General features: G+C 74.1%; 8 protein-coding genes. 5 read left to right on the top strand and 3 right to left on the bottom strand.

Going from position 1 to position 18,270, the window contains the following annotated elements:
* Positions 1 to 31 precede the first annotated feature (31 nt).
* The 3 genes from EJG53_RS35290 to EJG53_RS35280 form a co-directional block, all read right to left on the bottom strand.
* A complete protein-coding gene (locus EJG53_RS35290; RefSeq protein WP_125048307.1) occupies positions 32 to 2,473 on the bottom strand; it encodes a SpoIIE family protein phosphatase in 2,442 nt (813 codons plus the stop codon).
* Between the two features lie 290 nt (positions 2,474 to 2,763).
* Positions 2,764 to 3,066: a DUF5133 domain-containing protein gene (locus EJG53_RS35285; RefSeq protein WP_125048306.1), complete on the bottom strand. Its 303-nt coding sequence runs from the start codon at positions 3,064 to 3,066 to the stop codon at positions 2,764 to 2,766.
* 128 nt (positions 3,067 to 3,194) lie between these two features.
* On the bottom strand, positions 3,195 to 4,052 hold the full coding sequence (locus EJG53_RS35280; protein ID WP_125048305.1) for an SMP-30/gluconolactonase/LRE family protein: 858 nt from the start codon (positions 4,050 to 4,052) through the stop codon (positions 3,195 to 3,197).
* 280 nt (positions 4,053 to 4,332) lie between these two features.
* Here EJG53_RS35280 and EJG53_RS35275 point away from each other — a divergent pair, with 280 nt between their 5' ends.
* From EJG53_RS35275 to EJG53_RS35255, 5 genes are all read left to right on the top strand, one after another.
* Positions 4,333 to 5,610: an NAD(P)/FAD-dependent oxidoreductase gene (locus tag EJG53_RS35275; RefSeq protein WP_125048304.1), complete on the top strand. Its 1,278-nt coding sequence runs from the start codon at positions 4,333 to 4,335 to the stop codon at positions 5,608 to 5,610.
* A 39-nt stretch (positions 5,611 to 5,649) separates the two neighbouring features.
* Positions 5,650 to 6,909, top strand: coding sequence for a cation:proton antiporter domain-containing protein (locus EJG53_RS35270; protein ID WP_125048303.1), 1,260 nt, complete (start codon positions 5,650 to 5,652; stop codon positions 6,907 to 6,909).
* A 123-nt stretch (positions 6,910 to 7,032) separates the two neighbouring features.
* Positions 7,033 to 9,849 carry an AAA family ATPase gene (locus tag EJG53_RS35265; RefSeq protein WP_125048302.1) on the top strand — a complete coding sequence of 939 codons (2,817 nt, stop codon included), beginning with the start codon at positions 7,033 to 7,035 and terminating at the stop codon, positions 9,847 to 9,849.
* Positions 9,850 to 9,911: 62 nt separating this feature from the next.
* On the top strand, positions 9,912 to 11,573 hold the full coding sequence (locus tag EJG53_RS35260) for an NAD(P)/FAD-dependent oxidoreductase (protein ID WP_125048301.1): 1,662 nt from the start codon (positions 9,912 to 9,914) through the stop codon (positions 11,571 to 11,573).
* A 188-nt stretch (positions 11,574 to 11,761) separates the two neighbouring features.
* On the top strand, positions 11,762 to 18,217 hold the full coding sequence (locus EJG53_RS35255; protein ID WP_174856502.1) for a type I polyketide synthase: 6,456 nt from the start codon (positions 11,762 to 11,764) through the stop codon (positions 18,215 to 18,217).
* Positions 18,218 to 18,270 lie beyond the last annotated feature (53 nt).

Here is an 18,270-nt window from a genome sequence, read left to right as displayed (position 1 = left end):
CGCCCCGCCCGCTCGGAAGTACAGACGCTTTTCAGCCGTCCGCAGGCGACGGCAACGGCAGCTCCGTCCACACGGTCTTCCCCTCGCGGGTGTGGCGGGCGCCCCAGCGGTCCGTGAGTTGGGCGACCAGGAGGAGGCCGCGGCCGCCCTCGTCCGTGCTATGGGCGCGTCGCAGGTGCGGGGCGGTGCTGCTGGGGTCGGAGACCTCGCAGATCAGTGAGCGGTCGCGGATGAGCCGCAGGGTGATGGGGGTGCCGCCGTAGCGGTAGGCGTTGGTGACCAGTTCGCTCACCACCAGCTCGGCGGTGAACGCCAGTTCCTCCAGGCCCCACTCGGTCAGCTTGGCGGCCGTCACTTCGCGTGCCTCCGCCGCGGCGGTCGGCTCGGCGGGCAGGTCCCACGAGGCGACGCTCTCCGGGGGCAGCGCACGCGTACGGGCGACGAGCAGTGCGACGTCGTCCCGGGGGTGGTCGGGCAGCAGCGCGTCGACCGCCGCCTTGCAGCAGTCCTCCAGGCCGCGTGCGGGCCGCTCCAGCGCTTCGCGGAGCAGTTCCAGCCCTGCGTCGAGGTCCCGGCCGCGTACTTCCAGCAGCCCGTCGGTGTAGAGGGCCAGCAGGCTGCCCTCGGCGATGTCGATCTCGGCGGACTCGAACGGCAGGCCGCCCAGCCCGAGGGGCGGACCCGCGGGCAGGTCGGGCAGGGTCATCCGGCCGTCGGGGCCGACGACGGCGGGCGGCAGGTGGCCCGCGCGGGCGATGCTGCAGCGGCGGGAGACCGGGTCGTACACCGCGTACAGGCAGGTCGCGCCGATGATCTGCGGGCTCTGCGGGCCGCCGTCGGCCGACTCCTGCTCCTCGGCCAGCCGGTTGACGAGGTCGTCCAGGTGGGAGAGGACTTCGTCGGGCGCGAGGTCGAGGTTGGCCAGGGTGTGCACCGCCGTACGCAGCCGGCCCATCGTGGCCGCGGCGTGCAGCCCGTGCCCGACGACGTCGCCGACGACCAGGGCGACCCGGGCGCTGGAGACCGGGATGACGTCGAACCAGTCGCCGCCGACGCCCGCCGCGGGGTCGGCGGGCAGGTAGCGGTGGGCGACCTCGACGGCCAGTTGTTCGGGCAGTTCGCGCGGCAGCAGGCTGCGTTGCAGGGTCAGTGCCCCGTAGTGCTCCTGGGTGTAGCGGCGGGCGTTGTCGATGCAGATGGCGGCGCGGGAGACGAACTCCTGGGCCAGTACGAGGTCGTCCTGCTCGAACGCCTGCGGCCGTTCCACCCGCCACAGGCTCACCAGGCCCAGCACCAGGCCGCGGGCGGCCAGCGGCACCACGATCAGCGAGTGGGCGCCCAGGCGCAGCGCCCGCTCCGAGCGTTCGGGGTCCTGGATGTACCAGCCGGGGCTGTCGGCCAGTTCCGGTTCGAGGATCGGCTGCCGTGCGGTCAGGCACCGGGCCTGCGGCGTCCCCGGGGCGAAGCGGAACGCCTCGCCCACCGGGTACATCACGTCCAGCCCCGCCGGTACGACGGACCGTACGGCCGTACGGTGCACCGGCACGTACGTCCCCCGGGTGGGGTCCTGGCCGCGGGTGACCGGTTCCAGCAGGTCGACGGAGACCGCGTCGGCGAGGTCGGGGACCGCGACCTCGGCGAGTTCCCGGGCGGTCTGGGACACGTCCAGCGTGGTGCCGATGCGGGCGCTCGCCCGGTTGAGCACGGCGAGCCGGTGCTGGGCCCGGTGCCGGTCGGTGACGTCTTCCACCATCTGGGTGACGCCGAGCACCGCGCCGGAGGTGTCCCGCATCCGGAACGCGGACACCGACACCACCCGTTCCTGACCGGGGTCGGCGCGCAGCCGGCAGGACTGCTCGGTGAAGATCAGCGGCTCGCCCGTCTCCAGCACCCTGCGCAGCCGTTCCTCGATCGTGGCCGCGTCCGGGCCGATCAGGAAGTCCTCCATGCGCAGGCCCCGGTGCGCCGCGGCCGGCCGCCGGCTGATGCCCGCGATGGCCCGGTTGATGCGGAGGATGCTCAGGTCAGGGGCGTGCACGGCCAGGCCGATCGGGGAGCGCCGGAACAGGCCGTCCAGGACCGAGCGGTCGATCTCCCACTGGACGACCTCCGCGGCGGGCGCGGCGACGACGTACCACTCGTGCCGGGAGCCGCCCCGCTCGACGGGGCGGACCCGCAGGCCCAGCTCGACGCGCTGCCCGTCGCGGTGCCGGACGGGCAGGAGGCCGGACCAGCCCGCGTCGCGCCGGGCCGCCGCGGCGGCTTCCGCGCCGGCGGCCCGGCCGTCCGGAGCGAGCAGGAACGTCTCCGCCCGCTGCCCGAGCACCTCGCGCGCCGGATGGCCGAGCAGGGCCTCGGCGCGTCCGCTCCAGCCCACGACGGTGCCCTCGTCGTCGAGCACCGCCGAAGCGGCCCGGCGCAGCGCGAACGGGTCCTCCGGCCGCTCGGTGAACTCCGGCACCGGTGCGTCCATCGCTTCGCCCCTTCGACTCGCCGACCGGGCCCTGCGCCGTCATCATCCCTACGGCGACTCCCCAGGGTGACCCCGAGATCATGGATTGAGCAGCTCTGCCCAGTATCGTTTCGGGCCGCCCGCGCCGCGCCCCGGGCGGGCGGCCGGGCGCCGGTCGGCTGGGCCGAGTGGGTGGCGCGGCGCCGTCAACGTGCCGGGACCCCGCCGTTCGACGGCGGGGCCCCGGTATGCGGCGGGTGGTGGCTCGCAGGGCGGGCGCTCCGGCCCGGCGCTGCGCGCCCGTAGGGCGGTCACGCGGCGGGCAGCGCTTCCTCGCCGCCGGCCTCGGCGGCCCCGATGGGTGCCACCGCGTCCCCCGGGGCCGGTGCCTCGGAGAGCACGGAGTCGTCCTCGACCCGGGCTCCCGGCAGCCGGTGCCGGGCCGCGATCAGGGCCGTGTCGACGTCGCGGGTGCCGGTGGAGACGCACAGGGTGTAGGCGACGTCGTCCATCCGCTGCCGGACTTCCGGGCTCCCGTCCGCCGCGTTCAGAACACGCAGCGTCTCGTACTGCTCGACCAGGTCACGCAGTACAGCAGGGTGAGCCAGCAACATCAGGGGCCTCCTCGTTCGCCACCGTCCAGGAACAACTGCGCTCCGTGTACCCGGCCGCCCCACCCGTACGCCCCTGACTTTTCCGCACGCGCACAGCCGGTCGCACAGCCGCCCCCGGAGCACCCGTGTCACCCCGTGAACTCGGGCTGGGCCAGCCCCCGCCCGGCGTCCGGCACCACCAGCAACGAGCCACCGAGCGGCGACCTGCCCGGTCCGCCGCGCGCCGTGGTGACGTACAGGTCGGTGAGCGCCGTGCCGCCGAACGCGCAGGCCGTGGGGCGGCCGGCCGGCATCGGCAGGACCCGTTGCAGTACGCCGTCGGCGCTGTAATGCCGCACCTGCGCGCCCTTGAACATCGCCACCCACACGCCGCCGTCGGCGTCCACCGTCAGCCCGTCCGGGTAGCCCGCCGTGTCCGCCGGGTCCTCGATCCGGACGAAGGGACGGCGGCCGGTCACCAGCCCGTCGTCCGTGACGTCGAAGACGTCGACCCGCCGGGTGGGCGTGTCGACGTAGTACATCCGCCGGCCGTCCGGGCTCCAGCCGGTGCCGTTGCTCACCGTGACGTCCGACAGGACGCGGGTGGCCCGGCCGTCCGGCGCGATCCGGGTCAGCGTGCCGCGGCCCGGTGCCTGGTCGTACGCCATCGTGCCCGCCCACAGCGCCCCGTCGGGCGCCACGGCCGCGTCGTTGCCCCGGCATCCCGGCACGGGTTCGCGGTGCAGCCACGTGAAGGCGCCCGCCGCGTCGTACGCGCCCACGCCGTCCCGCAGGTTGACGACCAGGCCGCCTCCGGTACGGGGCTTGGCGGCGCCGACGTGCTGCTCGGTGGCCAGCACGGTACGGCGGCCGGTGGCCGGGTCGAAGGTGTGGACGCGGGCGGAGAGGATGTCCACCCAGATCAGCCGCCCGGCACGGGCGTCCCAGGTGGGCCCTTCACCGAGCCGGGCGGGCGCGGCGACGGCCACGTCCCAGGCTCTGGTCACGGCTGCTCCATGCGCTGACGCCCTTCGTTTCTCCGGGCCCCCCGTCCCGCCGGGAGTTCGGCCCGCCGGTCCTTTACGGATATCACGGGCCGGGCCCGGGCGGCAGCCGCAGTTCCGGCAACGGGCGGCACCTGTCGCTCCCCCGCCCCAGAAAGGCTCCAGACAACATGTAGACCCCTTGCAGAACGGCTCCTGCACACTGGCTGCGCGTTCCGGCCGGATACGGCGGTTCCTTTTCCGGCTTCTGGACGCGACCACAAAGCCACTTGGGAGGTCCAGAATGCCGTCCGCTCTTTTCGGGGTTCCTGACGAGTACGACGTGATCGTCATCGGCGGTGGGCCGGCCGGGGCGACCACCGCCGGGCTTCTCGCGCAGCGCGGCCGGCGGGTGCTCGTGCTGGACCGGGAGCGCTTTCCCCGTTATCACGTCGGGGAATCGCTCATCCCGGCCTTCATGCGGCCCATGCAGGAGATGGGCATCACCGAGCGCATGGACGCCCGGGGATTCGAGCGGAAATACGGCGGCACGCTGGTCTGGGGAAACAAACAGGTGCCGTGGAATTTCTCGTTCATCGAGGGTGGCGGGCACGCGTACGCCTTCCACACCCGCCGGGCCGACCTGGACTCGCTGATCCTGGACCGGGCCAGGGAGCTGGGCGCGGTCGTCATCGAGGACGCCACCGTCAAGGAGCCCGTCATGGTCGACGGCCGGGTCAGCGGGGTGCGCTTCGCGCTGCGCGGGCTGGACGGGCTGCACGAGGTGCGGGCGCGGCTGGTCGTGGACGCCTCGGGGCAGGCGCGGGTGCTCGGGCGCCGGCTCACCGAGGTGGAGTGGCACGACGAGCTGCGCAACGTCGCGGTGTGGACGTACTTCGACAACTGCGAGCGGCTGCCCGGCGACGAGTACACCAACATCCTCATCGAGGGGCTGGACGGCGGCTGGTTCTGGGCCATCCCCATCGACAAGGGCACGATCAGCGTCGGCTACGTGACGCGCTCGGCCACCGCCGGTGAGAACGGCCAGTCGCTGGAGGACCTGTTCCACGCCGAGCGGCAGCGCACCACCAAGCTCGCGAAGATGCTGGCCGGCGCCCAGCAGTCGGCCGGGTTCCGTACGGCGCGCGACTGGTCGTACCACAGCAACCGCTTCTACGGCGACGGCTGGGTGCTGGTCGGGGACTCGGCGGCCTTCGTGGACCCGCTGTTCTCCACCGGGGTCGCGCTCGCCACGCTCGCCGGCAGCACCCTGGCCAAGATCGTGGACCGGATCGTGGAGCACCCGCAGATCGAGGAGAAGGCGCTGGACCGGTACGCCACCGCGTACTCCGGGTTCTTCGACGAGATCCGGACCTTCGTGGAGCGCTTCTACGACCAGTCGAAGTACAAGGAGTTCTACTACAGCCTCGCCCAGGAGATGGTCGACCCCGAGCGCAAGAACGAGCCGTCGGCGGACTTCGTGACCCTGATCTCCGGGCTCAGCGGCCGGCACCCGCTGTTCCAGATCACCCTGGACGACCTGATAGCCGACGCCACGGCGCCCGGCGCCGCCGGCGTCTGAGCAGCGGCCGCGGGCGACGGTGAGTGGGGGAAACCGAAGGTGACCAGCCAACAGGTGCAACTGCTGTTCGTGGATCTCGCCCTGATCCTGTTACTGGCCCGCGGCCTGGGCTGGCTGCTCGCCCGGGTGGGCCAGCCACCGGTCGTCGGCGAGATCCTCGCGGGCATCCTGCTCGGACCCACGCTGTTCGACGGGGCGATCGCCGGAGCCCTGTTCCCCGCCGACGTCCGCGCTCCGCTGACCGGCCTGGCCGACGTGGGGGTCGCCCTCTTCATGTTCATCGTGGGGCTGGAGATCGACACCACGTCCCTGCGGGGCCGGGGACGGGTTACGGCGGTGTCGGCTTTCGGGTCGACGGCCGTGCCGTTCCTGCTGGGCACGGTGCTGGCCCTGTGGCTGCTGCACGAGCATCCGAACGAGGCGCCGATGGCCTTCATCGTGTTCGTCGGGCTGTCGCTGTCGGTGACCGCGTTCCCCGTGCTCGCCCGCATCCTGGCGGACCGGGGGCTGACCACCACGGAGCTGGGCGGGATCGCGCTGGCCACGGCCGCCGTCGTGGACGTGGTGGCCTGGGCCGCGCTGGCCGCGGTGCAGGCCACCGTCGGAGGCGGCGGGAACCACTGGCTGGTGGCGCTGGTCCTGCCGTACGCGGTGCTGATGTTCACGGTGGTGCGGCCCCTGCTGAGCCGGGCGTTGCTGCGCGGCGGGACGGCCGCCCGGCTGACCGCTCCGGCCGCCGCGGTCGTACTGGTCGGGGCGCTGCTGTCGGCGACGGCGACCGAGGCGATGGGGATGCACTTCATCTTCGGCGCCTTCGTGTTCGGCCTGCTGATCCCCCGGCACGGCGCGGCCGAGCTGCGGGCCGACCTGCTCGACCACACGGGGCGGATCACGTCCCTGCTGCTGCCCGTCTACTTCGTGGTGGCCGGGTTGCAGGTCGACCTGGGGCGGCTGCGCGGAGCGGAGCTGTTGCAGCTCGGCGCGATCCTGCTGGTGGCCGTGGCGGGGAAGTTCGGCGGCACCTTCGTGGCCGCCCGTACCCAGGGCCTGCCGGCGCGGCCCGCCACGGCACTCGGCGCGCTGATGAACACCCGCGGCCTGACGGAGCTGGTGATCCTCGGCATCGGGCTGGAGCTGGGGCTGCTGGACGGCACGCTGTACTCCCTCATGGTCGTGATGGCCGTCCTCACCACCGCCATGACGGGCCCACTGCTGTCCCGTGTGTACGCCAGGCCCGTGGACCTGGGGCGGCCTGCGGGCCACCGCGAGCGGGACCCCGTGAAGGCGTCCTCCGTCTGAGGGCCCGTCATCGGGCCGGCCGCGGCGCGCACCGTCGCCCGGGTCCGGCCCCGGTCCCGCGGCCACCGCCGGCGGGAGAAGCGCAGGACGCGCGCATCGCGCAGGAAGTGAGCCGAGAGGGACATGCGGTTGGTGGAGCGGGCGACGGAGCTCGCTCAGATGCTGGAGCTGCTCGGGGAGTGCGCGCCGGACCGCGGCGGGGCCGCCGTGATCAGCGGGGGCATCGGCTGCGGCAAGACCGAGCTGCTGTCGGCCGTACGGGACGTGGCGGCGCGGGAAGGGTTCCTGGTGCTGAGCGCGATCGGCTCGTGGGCCGAGCGTGAGTCGCCCGGCAGCGTCATGTTCCAGTTGCTGCGCGGCGCCGAGGGGCCGCTGGGCGCCTGCGCGGAACTCGCGGTGCTGCTGGACCGCGTCACCCGCAGACACGAGCGGCCCGACACCGTGGACGGCCACGGGGCGTCGGGGTTCGCCCAGCCGACCCTGGACGCGGACACCACGGGTGCGCTGCACCGGCTGTGTCTGGCGGTCATCGGCGCGGCCGAGCGCACGCCGGTGCTGCTGTGCATCGACGACGTACAGTTCACCGACTCCCTTTCGCTGTACTGGCTGCTGCGGCTGCTGCGCCGGGCGCCGTCCGCGCCGATCGTCGTCGTGGTGGCGGAGTGCACGCTGTCCAAGCCCGCGCATCCGCAGTTGCACGCCGCGCTGCTCGCCCGGCCCGGGTACCGCCGCGTCCCGCTGGCCCGGCTGACGGTGGCGGGCGTCGCCGAACTGATCACCGACCACCTGGGGGCCCACGCCGCACGGATGCCGGCCGCCGCCTGCCACGCGGTCAGCGGCGGCAACCCGCTGCTCGTACGGGCCCTGGTGGAGGACTGCCGGCAGGCGGGCGAGCCGACCGCGGGCGCCGTACCGCAGCTCGTCGTCGGTGACGCCTACGCCGAGACCGTGCTGAGCTGCATCCACCGAGGCCGCCCCGTACTGATGCGGCTGGCCCAGGCGCTGGCCGTGCTCGACGCGGACTCCGAGTCCTCCCGGCTGGCCCGGTTGCTGGAGGAGGACGAGGCCACCATGAGCCGGGGCGCCTGTGCCCTGGAGGCCGCCGGGCTGCTGGACTCCGGACGGCTGCACCCGGTCGCGCGTACGGCCGTACTGGAGAGCCTGGCGCCGCAGCAGCGGTCCGCGCTGCACGCGCGGGCCGCCGTACTGCTGTACCAGGAGGGCGCACCGGCGACGACGGTGGCCCGGCTGCTGATCGCCTCGGAGGACCGGGGGCAGCCGTGGGCGATGGACGTGCTGTGCGAGGCGGCCGAACGGCATCTGGCGGGCAACCGCGTGTCGGACGCGCACGCCTGTCTGGAGGCCGCGCTGCGGGTGTGCCAGGACGACGAGGCCCGGGTGGGCATCAAGGCGCTGTACGCCGGTACGGCCTGGATGCTCAACCCGTCCATCAGCGCCCGCCACCTGGGCGAGCTGGCCACCGCGCTGCACGACGGACGGCTGCCGGACCGGCACGCGCTCACGCTGGCCAAGTTCCTGCTGTGGCACGGCCGTTTCGACGAGGCGCTGGAGGCCGTGGACCGTATCGGCGAGGGGCAGCCGGGGTGTGATCCGGCGGCCGCGGCGGAGATCCGGGCGACGCGGGAGCTGCTGGCGACGACCTATCCGGGCTCGGTGCGCCGGCCGCCCGGCGCGCCCGGCGGCCGGCCGTGGGCTGCCGGGCGGGCGCAGGACGACCCCCGGGTGCTGGGTGCGGCGGCCCTGGCGCACGTCCTGGCGCACGGGCCGGACGACGAGGCGGTCGCCGACGCGGAGGCCGCGATGCGGGCGATGCGGCTGAGCAAGAGCACCCAGGAGTGGATCGTGTGCGCCACCTCGGTGCTGGAGTTCGCCGACCGGCTGGAGGCGGTCGCCAACTGGTGCGACCACTGGCTGGAGCAGGCCCGTACCCGGCGGGTGCCGCTGTGGGAGGCGGAGTTCGCGTCCCTGCGCGCGCGGGTGGCGCTGCGGCAGGGCGATCCTTTGCAGGCCCGGCGGCTGGCGCAGGCCGCGCTGGCGCAGGTGCCGGCCGAGAGCTGGGGTGTGTGCATCGGAGGGCCGCTGTCCAATCTGGTGCAGGCGGCCACCCGGACCGGGGACTACGACGCCGCGTCCGAGTACCTGGAGGTCCCGGTGCCCGCGGGGCTGTTCCGCAGCCGATTCGGCCTGTACTTCCTGCACGCGCGGGGCCGCTACCACCTGGAGACCGGGCGCCCGTACGCGGCGCTGGACGACTTCGCCACCTGCGGGGCCCTGATGCATGCCTGGCGGTTCGACCAGCCGACGCTGGTGCCCTGGCGCTCGGAGGCGGCCCGCGCGCACCTGGCCGTGGGTGACCGGGAGCGCGCGTACGAGCTGGCGCGGCAGGAGCTGGCCCTGGCCGGGGAACGGCCGTCGCGGGCGCGCGGGATCGCGCTGCGGACGGTGGCCGCCTGCGGGCCGGACGACGAGCGCCTGGAGCCGCTCACCGAGGCGGTCGCGCTGCTGCGCGGCTGCGGTGACCGGCTCGAACTGGCCGGTGCCCTCGGGGAACTGGCGCACGCGCGCACGGCTGCGGGGAACACCGGGCAGGCCCGGCAGGAACTGCGCAGCGCGCTGCGGCTGGCCGAGGCGGCCGGGGCGGTGCCTCTGGCGCGGTCGCTGGCCGCCCAGGCCGAAGGGGTGCCGCGCGGCGGTTCCGGGGGCCGCGCGCACCCGGCGGACCTGTACCTGCTCAGCGGGGCCGAACGCCGGGTCGCGGTGCTCGCCGCGCTGGGGCAGACCAACCGGGAGATCGCCCGCCGGCTGGCCGTGACCCCCAGCACGGTCGAGCAGCACCTGACGCGCGTGTTCCGCAAGCTCGGGGTGCGGACCCGGCAGGAGCTGCCGACCCACGGCATCCCGCTGGACGGGGCGGACTGACCCCGCCGCCCCTCCGCTCATTTGATCGGCTCACTCATCGGCACAGCAGAAAGGCGAGGGCCATGCAGAACAGTCGCGGCGCGCGAGGACGCGCGGACACCTACGACGTGGCGATACTCGGCGCCGGCATGGCCGGCGGCATGTTGGGCGCGGTGCTCGCCCGCAACGGTGTCCGCGTGCTGCTGCTGGACGCCGGCACCCACCCCCGGTTCGCGGTCGGCGAGTCGACCATCCCGTACACCTCGGGGATGACCCGGCTCATCGCGGACCGCTACCGGGTCCCCGAACTCAAGCCGCTCTCCAGCCACAAGGGCATCAGCCGGCAGGTGTCGCGCTACTGCGGCCAGAAGCAGAACTTCGGCTTCGTCTACCACCGCGAGGGCAGCGCGCAGCACCCGCAGGAGATCAACCAACTGGTGGTCCCCCAGGCCATCCGCACCGAGACCCACCTCTTCCGGCAGGACGTCGACGCGTACCTGTTCCACACGGCGGTCAAGTACGGTGCCGAGCCGCTGCTGAACACCCGGGTCACGGACGTGGACATCGACCCGGAGTCGGGGGCGGTGCTGCGCACCGAGGGCGGCCGGGAGTTCCGGGCGAGCTACATCGTGGACGGCAGCGGGTTCCGGTCGCCGCTGGCGGAGAAGTTCGCGCTGCGGGAGACGCCGACCCGGGCCCGTACGCACTCCCGGTCCCTGTTCACCCACATGATCGGGGTACGGCCCTTCGACCGGGCGCCGGCCGCGGCCCGCCACGACCAGCCCAACCCCTGGCACCACGGCACCCTGCACCATGTCTTCGACGGCGGCTGGCTGTGGGTCATCCCGTTCGACAACCACGCCGATTCCCTCAACCCGCTGTGCAGCGTGGGACTCACCCTGGACCCGCGGGCCTTCCCGAAGGACGACACGCCCCCGCAGGCCGAGTTCGACGCGTTCCTGGGCCGGTTCCCGGAGATCGCCTGGCAGTTCCAGGACGCCCGTACGGTACGGCCCTGGGTGTCCACCGGGCGGCTGCAGTACTCGGCCAAGCAGGTGGTCGGCGACCGGTTCTGCCTCACCTCGCACGCCGCCGGGTTCATCGACGCGCTGTACTCCCGCGGCCTGACCAACACCATGGAGATCGTCAACGCGCTGGCCTGGCGCCTGATCGCGGCCGCCCGCGACGGCGACTGGTCGACCGAGCGCTTCGCGTACCTGGAGACCCTCCAGCAGGGCTTGTTCGACTTCCACGACGACCTCGTCTTCAGCTCGTTCGTGGGCTTCCGCGACTACGAGCTGTGGAACGCGGTGAACCGCACCTGGATGCTCGGCACGATGCTGGGCAACGTCATGCTGGAGGACGCCTACTACCGCTTCACGCGCAGCGGTGACCGGAGCGTCTTCCGGGACCTGGAGGACTCCGCGCACCCGGGGTCCCCGCTCCCGGTGAGTCCGGGATTCAACGCGATGAGCGCGCTCACCCGGGATCTGTGCGTCCAGGTCGACGAGGGCTCGCTCGCCCCCAGGGAAGCGGCCCGGCGCATTCTGGAGTGCGTCCGGCAGGCGGACTTCATCGCCCCGTCGTTCCGGCTCGGGCTGCGCGACACCCGGTGTTTCAACATGTCCCCCGGGAAAATGGCGAAGAACGCGGTGTGGTGCCGCAGGGACGCCCCGGAGGAAATCGGCGGGCGGATGATAAACGCGAGCAAGGGACTGGTCCGGATGCGGCTCATGGGCGGGTAGCAAAACCCTGTCAGGGGGGTGTTCGCAGCGCCTCGGCCGTACTTCGGCCGGCACCCCCCTACTGCGCCCCTAGGGGTTTGTGACACGGCCCGGAGAAGAAAAAAAGGGGGCTGTGGCGGGTGGTCGGGTTCGCCTAGGTTTCCGACGGTGCGGCAGGTAGTTCCGGACTGCAGGAAGTGACTCGGACAATGACTGCGAATATCTCTCGGAATCCCTCTGACTCTCAGGATCCCGCTCATTCCCGGGGCCTCTCCGACTCCCGGGATTCCTTCGGCTCCCAGGACCCCTCCGATCTCGTAGCGGTCGTCGGAATGGCCGGGCGTTTCCCCGGTGCCCCGGACACGGCGGGTCTGTGGGAGCTGCTCCGGTCCGGCGGCCAGGCGATCGGCCCGGTCCCGGCGGACCGCTGGGACGCCGGCGAGCAGCTCGACCCGGAGCGGCGCATCCAGGGGGTCGGCGGGTTCCTGGACGGGGTGGACCGGTTCGACGCCGCGTTCTTCGGCATCTCGCCGCGCGAGGCGGCCGCCATCGACCCGCAGCAGCGCCTGCTGCTGGAGGTCGGCTGGCGGGCCCTGGAGGACGCCGGGCAGCGCGCCTCGCTGCTGGCCGGCTCCCGCACCGGCGTGTACGTCGGCGCCTCCTGGCACGACTACGAGCTGCTGCGCGCGGACCGGGGCGCCCGCCCCACCCCTCACAGCCTGGTGGGCAACGCCCTCGACGTCATCGCCGCCCGCTTCTCCTACGTCTTCGGCCTGCGCGGGCCCAGCATGGCGGTGGAGACCGGTTGCTCGTCCTCGCTGGTCGCGCTGCACCTGGCCGCGCAGGCCCTGCGGCAGGGCGAGATCGACGCCGCCGTGGTCGGGGCGACCAACCTCATGCTGGACCCGCACGTGACGGTGGGGCTGACCCACTTCGGCGCCCTGTCCCCGGACGGCCGCTGCAAGACGTTCTCCGCGTCGGCCGACGGCTTCGTGCGCGGGGAGACGGTCGCCGCGCTGTACGTGAAGACGCTGCGGCGGGCGCTGGCCGACGGCGACCGCATCCACGGTGTCGTGCTCCGCACGGTCGTCAACAACGACGGGGGCGGCGACAGCCTCGTGACGCCCAGCCCCGAGGGCCAGGAGGACCTGCTGCGCCAGGCGTACGGCGGCGGGCTGCTGCCGCCGGGGGCGCCGACGTACGTCGAGGCGCACGGCACCGGCACCGGGCGCGGCGACCCGATCGAGGTGGGCGCGCTCGGTCGGGTCCTGGGCCGCGACCGGGGCGACCAGCCGCTGCTGGTGGGGTCCGTCAAGACCAACATCGGTCACCTGGAGGCGGGTGCCGGCATGGCCGGCCTGTTCAAGCTGCTGCTGGCGCTGCGCCACCGCACCCTGCCGCCGAGCCTGCACGCCGAACAGCTCAACCCGGACATTCCCTTCGAGGAGCTGGGGGTGCGGGTGGTGCGCGAGCCGGTGGCGCTGCCCGCCTCCGGACCGCTGTACATGGGTGTCAACTCCTTCGGCTGGGGCGGCACCAACGCGCATGTCGTGGTGGCGAGCCCGCCCGAGGAGCGGCCGGTGGGCGCGGTGGCCGCGCCTCGGGGGAGCCGTGCCCCGCAGGTCCTGGAACAGGGAGAACCCAGCTATACAGGCGGGAAGTTGGGCGACGACGCGGAACTCCCGGTGTTCGTACCGCTCTCGGCCAAGGACCGCACGGCGTTGGCCGAACGGGCCCGGCAACTGACCGACTGCGTCCCGGAGACCTCCGGCGAAGTCGGGGGCCTGGCCGGGACGCTCGCCTGGCGCCGCGACCACTTCCCGCTGCGCGCCGCGTTCACGGTCACCGAGCCGGAGCGGCTGCGCACCGCCCTGGAAGCCGTCGCGACGGCGGCCGACAGCGGTGAACTCACCGACAAGCAGGACGGGATACCGGACGCCGTCCTAGGACAGGCCCGCCCGCACGGCCGTACCGCCTTCGTCTTCCCCGGACAGGGCTCACAGTGGAAGGGCATGGGCCGCGAACTCTTCCGCGACGTCCCGCTGTTCGCGGACGTGATCCGCCGCTGCGCCAAGGCCCTGTCCCCGCACGTCGACTGGGACCTCACCGCCGTCTTCGAGGACGGCACCGACGACACCTGGACCACCCGCATCGACATGCTCCAGCCCACGCTGTGGGCGATGTCCCTGGGGCTGGCCGAGCTGTGGCGGGCCGCCGGCGTCGAGCCCGACGTCGTCCTCGGCCACAGCCAGGGCGAGATCACCGCCGCCACCCTCGCCGGGATCCTGTCGTACGAGGACGCCGCGCTCGTGATGGCCCGACGCAGCGCGATCGCGCGACGTACCTCGGGCCGGGGCCGGATGCTCGCGGTCGACCTGGACCGGGAAGCCGCGCTGGCGGCGCTGGAGGGCTTCGAGGACAGTGTGGCCCTCGCCGTGCACAACGGCCCCCGGGCCTGTGTGCTCTCCGGGGACGAGGAATCGGTGCTCATGCTCAAGGAGCTGCTGGAGGCCGAGGGCACATACTGCCGCCTCGTCAACGTCGACTACGCCTCGCACAGCCCGCAGATGGACGAGCTGCGCACCGACCTGCTGGCGGCCCTGGAACCCGCCCGGCCGCGCGCCGGGACCGTCGCCCTGATGTCGACGGTGCGCGGCCGGCTGCTCGACGGCCCCGAGCTGGACGCCGCGTACTGGGTCGAGAACCTGCGCCGCCCGGTCCTGTTCGCCGACGCCATGAGCGCCCTGCTCGACGACGGCGTCACCCACGTCGTGGAGATCAGCCCGCACCCGGTGCTGGCCCCGGCCGTCGAACAGCTCGCCGCGTCGCGCCCCGAGCCCCCGGCCGTCCTGACCACGATCCGCCGCGACCAGGGCGACCGGGCGGCCGTCGCGTCGGCCCTCGCCCTCGGTTACGTCGCAGGTCTGGAGCCGTTCGGCGCGCTGCCCCGGCACGCGGACGTTCCCGTGCCGGGCTACCCGCTGCGGCCGGAGATCCACTGGGTGCCGCGCCGCCCGCGCAGCTCCGGCGCCACCCGCGGCTTCGCCGCGCACCTGTCCCCGGCGCCGGGCGCGGCGGGCACCTGGCACGGGCCGCTGGAGCTGTCGCTGACGGACCAGGCGTGGCTGGGCGACCACCGGGTGCACGGCACGGCGGTGCTGCCGGGCACGGCGATGCTGGCCATTGCCGTCAACACGGCGCGCGCCCGCTGCGGTGCGGGGCCGCTGCGGCTGACGGGCATCGCCTTCGTGAAGGAGGTCGCGCTGTCCGAGCAGCCCGCCCGGCTCACCGCCGAGTGGCATGCGGACCTCGCCGACGGCGGACGCTTCCGGCTGCTGGCGCTGCCCGAGGGCGGCGGTCCGTGGCAGGTCACCGCCGAGGCGCGGGCGTACGGGTGGGACGACGCGGCCGATGCGCCCCTGTTCCCCGAGTGGGGGCCGGAGGAGTTGCAAAGGGCAGAGGGGCCGGAGGGCGGGGCCACGGGCGGCGCCGAGGAGTTCTACCGCCGGTGGAGCGCGCGCGGCCTCGATTACGGCCCGGCCTTCCAGGGCGTACGACAACTGTGCCCCGGCCCTGAGGGTGAGGTGCTGGGCGAGGTCGTCCTGGCCGACGCGCTGCGGGAGACCGGCCGGCCGGGCGAACTGCACCCGGCGCTGTGGGACGGTGCGTTGCAGGTGGCTCTCACCCTGTGCGAGGACTTGGGCGGGACGGGCGCGCTGGTGCCCACGGCCGTGCGTCGCGTGCGCCTGCTGCGGGAGCCGGACGTGCCGGTGGCGGCGCTGTGGTCGCACGCGGTGCGCCGTGCGGACGGCAGCGTGGACGTACTTCTCTTCGACGCCGCCCGGACGCCGTTGATGGTGCTCGACGGGCTGCGTCTCGAACCGCTGCCGGGCGCCGACGCCACGGACGCGTCGGCCGGGCGGCTGCATCACCTCGCGTGGCTGGATCTGGCCGGGGACGCCGACGGCTCCGATGCCGGACAGACTGGTGACCAGGGCCCGGTGGCGACCCGGTGGCTCGTGTGCGGTGCCGACGCGGAGGCGCGGGAACTGGGCGACGCGCTGTCCGCGGCGGGGGCTGAGGCCACTGTGGGTGGCGAGGCCGGGGCCTTCGACGGTGCCCAAGTTCCCGACGGGATCGTCTTCCTGGCCCCGCGCGCCGAGGCCGGCCCGCAGGAACAGGAACACGCCCTGGGCCGGCTCGCCGATGTCGTACGGGCCTGCGCCGAGCTGGGCGAACCGCCCCGGCTGGCCGTCGTGACCGCTGGCGCCCAGGCGGTGTCCGACGGCGACCTGCCCGACCCCGGAGGCGCCCTCTTCTGGGGCTGGTCCCGGGTCCTGCGGCGCGAGCACGGCGAACTGACGCCCCGCGTGGTCGATGTCGCCGCCGACGGCACCGCCTGGGCGGAGCGGTGCGCCGCGGAACTGCTCACCGACGACGGCGAGGACCAGGTGGCCCTGCGCCACGGGCGGCGCTTCGGCGCACGGCTGGCGCGCGGCGCGGCGTCGGAGGAACGTCTCGCCGCCCTGCCCGCACAGCACACCCGGCCGCAGCCGTTCCGGCACGGCGGCGTCGGGGCGGACGGCCGCGCCCGGTACGTACCGTTGACGCGGCGCGCTCCAGGAGTCGGCGAGGTGGAGGTCGAGGTGACCGCCGCCTCCGTGGAGCCCGGTGAGGCCACGGCTGTCGCCCAAGGCCGCGGGACCGGCGTCCCCCTGCTCGGCCACGCGTGCGCGGGCCGGGTGGTGGCCGTCGGCCCGGATGTCGCGAGTCCCGTACCGGGAGACCGCGTGGTCGCCGTGGGGACCGGAACAGTGGCGACCCACGTCACCGTACGGGCCGACCACACCCGGCCCATACCGGCCGATTGGACGGACACGGACGCCGCGGCTCTGCCCATGGCCCTGGTCACCGCCTGGTACGGCCTGTCCCACCTGGCGCGCCTCGACGCTGCGGAGACGGTTCTGATCCGGGGCGCGGGCGGCATGTTCGGGCCGGTGGCCGCACAGGTGGCCGGTGCGCTCGGCGCCCGGGTCCTGGCCACCGCACGGGACGCGGACGAGCGGGCGGCCCTGCGCGAACGGGGCGCCGACGCCGTGTACGACGCGCGGGACCTGTCATGGTTCGACGCCGTGCGGGCGGCCACCAGGGGCCGGGGCGTGGATGTCGTCCTGGGCCCGGCGGACGGGCCCGGACTGGAACACGGGCTCGCGGCGCTGGCGGAGGACGGACGGCTGATCGCGGCGGAGATGTCGGCGAACGGCGGGCACACCCCGAGCGACGGCGGGCGGCTCGACGCGGCCGCCCTCGCCCGGGGCGTCACCGTCGCCGGGGTGGACACGGCGGGGCTGCTCGACCGTGCGCCCGACCGCGTGGCCCGGGCCCTGCGAGCGGCCTGGAGCCTGCTGGACACCGGCGGGGTGCGGCCCGTCCCGTACCGTACCGCCGAGTTCGCCGGAGCCGGGGAAGCGCTACAGGAAACGACCACGGACCGCGCTCCGCAGACCTGCGTCCTGACCCGTCCCGAGAGCGTCGAGCGCGTGGAGCCGCTGGTCCTCCCGGACGGCGCCCTGCGGCGTGACGGCACCTACCTGATCAGCGGCGGTCTCGGCGCGCTCGGACTGTCACTGGCGGAGTTCCTCGCCGCGCACGGAGCCGGCGCGCTCGTCCTGCTGGGCCGATCCGCGCCGGGTCCGGAGGCCGTGGAGCGGCTGACCGTACTGCGCGCCGGTGGCACCGTCGTGGAGACCGCCCGCTGCGACGTGGCCGACCTGACCGCGCTGCGCGCCGCCCTGACCGCGCTCCCCGCCCACCTGCCTCCGGTCCGCGGTGTCTTCCACGCGGCCGGTGTGCTCGATGACGCCACGATCCGCACCGTGACACCGGAACAGATCGCGGCCGTCGTACGGCCCAAGGCGGCCGGCGCCCGCAACCTGGAGGCCGTCACCGCGGACCAACCGCTGGACTGTTTCGTACTGTTCTCCTCGGCCGCCGCCCTGTTCGGCAACGCCGGACAGGCGGCGTACGCGGCGGCCAACGCCGCCCTCGACGCCTTCGCCGAGTCCCGGCGGCTGCGCGGCCTGCCCGCACTGAGCGTGCAGTGGGGGCCGTTCACCGACACCGGGCTCGCCGCCGAGGACGCCCGGCGCGGCGCGCGGCTGGCGGAGCGCGGCATGGGCGGCTTCACCACGGCGGAGGCCTGGCCCGCGCTGCTGCGGATGCTTCAGCGGGGCGACGTGGTGACCGGGTACGTACCGCTCGACCTCCGGCAGTGGTTCGACGCGTACCCCGAGACGGCCGCGTGCGGCAGTTGGCAGTGGCTGCGGGAAGCGGCGCGGAAGGGCGACGGGCCGGGCGCGCACGCCGCGGAGTTCCGTGACCTGCTGGAACGCGTACCAGCGGCGGAACGGCCCGGACTTGTCGAGAACCGTGTCCGCGAACTGGCGGGCCGGGTGCTGCGCCTGGAACCGGACGCCATCGGCCACGAGACCCCGTTCAAGACCCTCGGACTGGACTCCCTGATGAGCCTCGAACTCCGCAACCGACTGGAGGGCACGTTCGGCCTCCGGCTCTCCCCCACCCTGCTGTGGGCCTACGGCACGCCCAAGGCGCTGGCCGCGGCCCTGGTCGAGCACCTGTCCACGACCGCCGGGGAGGCGGCCTGAGCCGGGCTGAGCAGCCCCCGACCCCACTCCATCGGCATCCGATCGCAAGGAAA

Source organism: Streptomyces chrestomyceticus JCM 4735, assembly GCF_003865135.1.
Classification (GTDB): Bacteria; Actinomycetota; Actinomycetes; order Streptomycetales; family Streptomycetaceae; genus Streptomyces; species Streptomyces chrestomyceticus.
Note: the sequence above shows the minus strand (reverse complement) of the source record. Positions and strands in the feature narration are given on the sequence as shown.

Excerpts from the sequence above, each read along its gene's own strand:
- EJG53_RS35290 (WP_125048307.1), bottom strand. The coding sequence starts at position 2,473 with ATGGACGCACCGGTGCCGGAGTTCACCGAGCGGCCGGAGGACCCGTTC.
- EJG53_RS35285 (WP_125048306.1), bottom strand. The coding sequence starts at position 3,066 with ATGTTGCTGGCTCACCCTGCTGTACTGCGTGACCTGGTCGAGCAGTAC.
- EJG53_RS35275 (WP_125048304.1), top strand. The coding sequence starts at position 4,333 with ATGCCGTCCGCTCTTTTCGGGGTTCCTGACGAGTACGACGTGATCGTC.
- EJG53_RS35265 (WP_125048302.1), top strand. The coding sequence starts at position 7,033 with ATGCGGTTGGTGGAGCGGGCGACGGAGCTCGCTCAGATGCTGGAGCTG.
- EJG53_RS35260 (WP_125048301.1), top strand. The coding sequence starts at position 9,912 with ATGCAGAACAGTCGCGGCGCGCGAGGACGCGCGGACACCTACGACGTG.
- EJG53_RS35255 (WP_174856502.1), top strand. The coding sequence starts at position 11,762 with ATGACTGCGAATATCTCTCGGAATCCCTCTGACTCTCAGGATCCCGCT.